Source organism: Burkholderia sp. E168m23 (assembly GCF_016586125.1).
GTDB classification, from domain to species: domain Bacteria; phylum Pseudomonadota; class Gammaproteobacteria; order Burkholderiales; family Burkholderiaceae; genus Burkholderia; species Burkholderia orbicola.
In genome coordinates, this window is record NZ_BCPP01000890.1 from 1 (window position 1) to 2,958 (window position 2,958).

General features: G+C 65.8%; 3 protein-coding genes. 2 read left to right on the forward strand and 1 reads right to left on the reverse strand.

The window, feature by feature from the left end; genetic code table 11:
* Positions 1 to 372 (forward strand): patatin-like phospholipase family protein (locus JMF90_RS31440; RefSeq protein ID WP_201325895.1); only part of this gene is annotated, 372 nt, incomplete at its 5' end.
* Positions 373 to 418: 46 nt separating this feature from the next.
* On the opposite strand, the gene JMF90_RS31445 is transcribed toward JMF90_RS31440, so the two are convergent.
* On the reverse strand, positions 419 to 1,432 hold the full coding sequence (locus JMF90_RS31445) for a D-2-hydroxyacid dehydrogenase family protein (RefSeq protein ID WP_011546490.1): 1,014 nt from the start codon (positions 1,430 to 1,432) through the stop codon (positions 419 to 421).
* A 429-nt stretch (positions 1,433 to 1,861) separates the two neighbouring features.
* Between JMF90_RS31445 and JMF90_RS31450 the strand changes: the two genes are divergently transcribed.
* On the forward strand, positions 1,862 to 2,911 hold the full coding sequence (locus JMF90_RS31450) for a LysR family transcriptional regulator (RefSeq protein WP_011546489.1): 1,050 nt from the start codon (positions 1,862 to 1,864) through the stop codon (positions 2,909 to 2,911).
* Positions 2,912 to 2,958: the final 47 nt, after the last annotated feature.

A 2,958-nucleotide genomic window follows, 5' to 3' on the forward strand; every position in this document is an offset into this window, starting at 1 on the left:
CACGTCGACGAACTCGCCGACCTGATCCTGCAGTCGTCCTGCACGCCGCCGTTCACGCCGGTGCTGCGGCGTGGCGGCCGGCCGGTGCTCGACGGCGGGATGGTCGACAACGTGCCGGTCGATGCGCTCGATCCGTCGCCGGGCGACGTGCTGGTGCTGGTCACGCGGCTGTATCCGCGTCCGCAGATGTTCACGGTCGCGCATGGCGACCAGCGGCGGCTGTACGTGCAGCCGTCGAGCAAGGTGCCGATTTCGAGCTGGGATTACACGAGCCCGTCGCAGATGCGGCATGCGTACGATCTCGGGCGGCGCGACGGTGAGCACTTCCTCACGCGGGTCGGCGCGATGACGGGCGGCCGCGTGGCCGCCTGACGAGCGGGAATGAAAGGGGGCCGCGCGACGCGCGCAGCCCGTGCGATCAGCGCTTGCGGATCGGCGTCAGCGCTTCCGGGTTGGCGACGCTCGACATGTCGCCGTCGTCGAACGCGAGAATGTTGCGGAATGCGGCACTGAAATACAGTTCGTAGCTTTCGCGCTCGACGTAGCCGATGTGCGGCGTGCAGATCACGTTTTCCATCCGCAGCAGGCTGTAGCCCTGCAGGATCGGCTCGCTTTCGAACACGTCGATCGCGACCATGCCCGGCCGGTTGTGCGACAGCGCGTTGACGAGCGCGTTTTCCTCGAGCAGCTCGGCGCGGCTCGTGTTGACGAGCAGCGACGTCGGCTTCATCCGCATCAGGTCTTCCTGCTTCACGATGCCGCGTGTGTCGTCGTGCAGGCGCAGGTGCAGCGACAGCACGTCGCTTTGCTCGAACAGCGCTTCGCGGCTCTCGGCGGCCGTGTAGCCGTCGGCGCGCGCGGCTTCGAGCGAATGCTCGCGGCCCCAGATCAACACGTTCATCCCGAACGCCTTGCCGTAGCCGGCGACGAGCCGGCCGATCTTGCCGTAGCCCCAGATGCCGAGCGTCTGGCCGCGCAGCACCTGGCCGAGGCCGAAGTTCGGCGGCAGCGCCGACGTCTTCAGGCCCGACTGCTGCCACGCACCCTGCTTCAGGTTCGCGACGTACTGCGGAATGCGGCGCTGGGCGGCCATCACGAGCGCCCAGGTCAGCTCGGCCGGCGCGACCGGCGAACCGGTGCCTTCGAGCACCGCGACGCCGCGGTCGGTACACGCGTCGAGATCGATATGGCTCGACACGCGGCCGGTCTGGCTGATCATGCGCAGGTTCGGCAGCTTGGCGAGCAACTGGGACGTAATCGGGGTCCGTTCACGAATCAGCACGAGCGCCTCGACTTCCGCCAGACGGCTGGCGAGCTGTCCGAGGCCGCGCACCGTATTGTTGAAGACCTTTACGTCGTGGCCGGCGAGCATCTCGAAGCAGTTCAGCTTGCGGACGGCGTCCTGGTAGTCGTCGAGGATGGCAATTTTCATGGTGAACGGGGTGTCGCGCGTTGAAAGCGGGGCCGTGGCGGCGGCGCACCTTGCGCACCCGTCCCGCCCGGCCGGGGCCGACATGATGCTACGTCGGCTGCCTCCATGGTGTCTTTTTAACAGGTTGTTACGCTCCGCCGCAATCAGCGCCAGCCACACCCGGCGCCGCTCCCGCGCGGTGCAACAGGGTGCGCTGTTGTGTCGCATCAAATATGTCCTTCCTGATTCGGCCATTTACTCGACGAGGTTCACCCAATTGTTGCTCTCGGCAGAATAATTGGATCAACTATCCGCAGAGGCCGAGGATTTTTGACTATTTTTATCGTCAACCGGCCCCTTGTTGAGCAACTCTGCATCATTTCCGCTGTCGTAGGAGAATTACGCATTTGCTTCATCTTTTTGAAGTTGTAACAGCGGCAGGAGTCGTTTATGGATCATTTGCAGTCGATGCGCGTGTTCGTCAAGGTTGCAGATCTCGGCAGTTTCGCGCGGGCCGCGAGCGCAATGGATATCTCCAACGCGGTCGCGACGCGCCACGTCGCCGATCTGGAAGGCCGGCTCGGCACGCGTTTGCTTAACCGCACCACGCGCAGCCTCTCCCTGACGGAGTCGGGTCAGGTCTATCTGGAGCGTGCCCGCCAGATCCTCGACGAGCTCGAGGATGTCGAGCAGATGGTCGTCGCACGCAATCACGAGCCGGTCGGCACGCTGCGCATCGTCGCGCCGGTGGTGTTCGGCCTGCACAACCTCGCCCCCGTGCTGCAGTCGTACACGGAGAATTTCCCGAAGGTGGTGCCCGATCTCACGCTGGTCGACCGGCAGGTCGATCTGGTCGAGGAAGGTTTCGACGTCGGCATCGTCGTCACGCGCCAGATGCGTAGCGCGAGCATCGTCACGCGGCGCCTGACCACCGGTTGCATGACCGTGTGCGCGACGCCGAGCTATCTGGAAAAGCACGGCGTGCCGACGCATCCGGAACAGCTCGCCGAGCATCCGGCGCTGAGCCTGCCGACCGAATACTGGGGCGACGAGCGCGTGTTCACGGGGCCGGACGGCGAAGTGCGCGTGCGCCCGACCAACGTGATCGTCGCGAACAACACCGCGATGCTGCGCCAGTTCGCGTTGCTCGGGATGGGTGTCGCGATCCTGCCGAGCTACCTGATCGGCAGCGACATCGCGCGCGGCGCGCTCGTGCGGCTGCTGCCGGATTTCCGGCTGCCGCAGGTCGAGATCAACATCGCCTATCCGAGCCGGCGCCATCTGCCGGCGAAGGTGCGCACGTTCATCGACCATCTCGTCGAGCATTTCAGCCACTCGACCGACGCGATGATGGGCGAACAGTGGGCCGCGCAGAGCGCGACGCTGCCGCCGATCGGCGTCGAGATGCGCGCCGAGCAGCCCGAATCGACCGATCCGAACCTGCAGCCGCGTCTGGCGCGCTCGCCGCGCACGCGCGCAGCGGTGCCGTCGCCGCTGTAACGGCGCTGCGGCCCGGGCCGGCAGCGCTACAGCCGGCACAAAGAAAA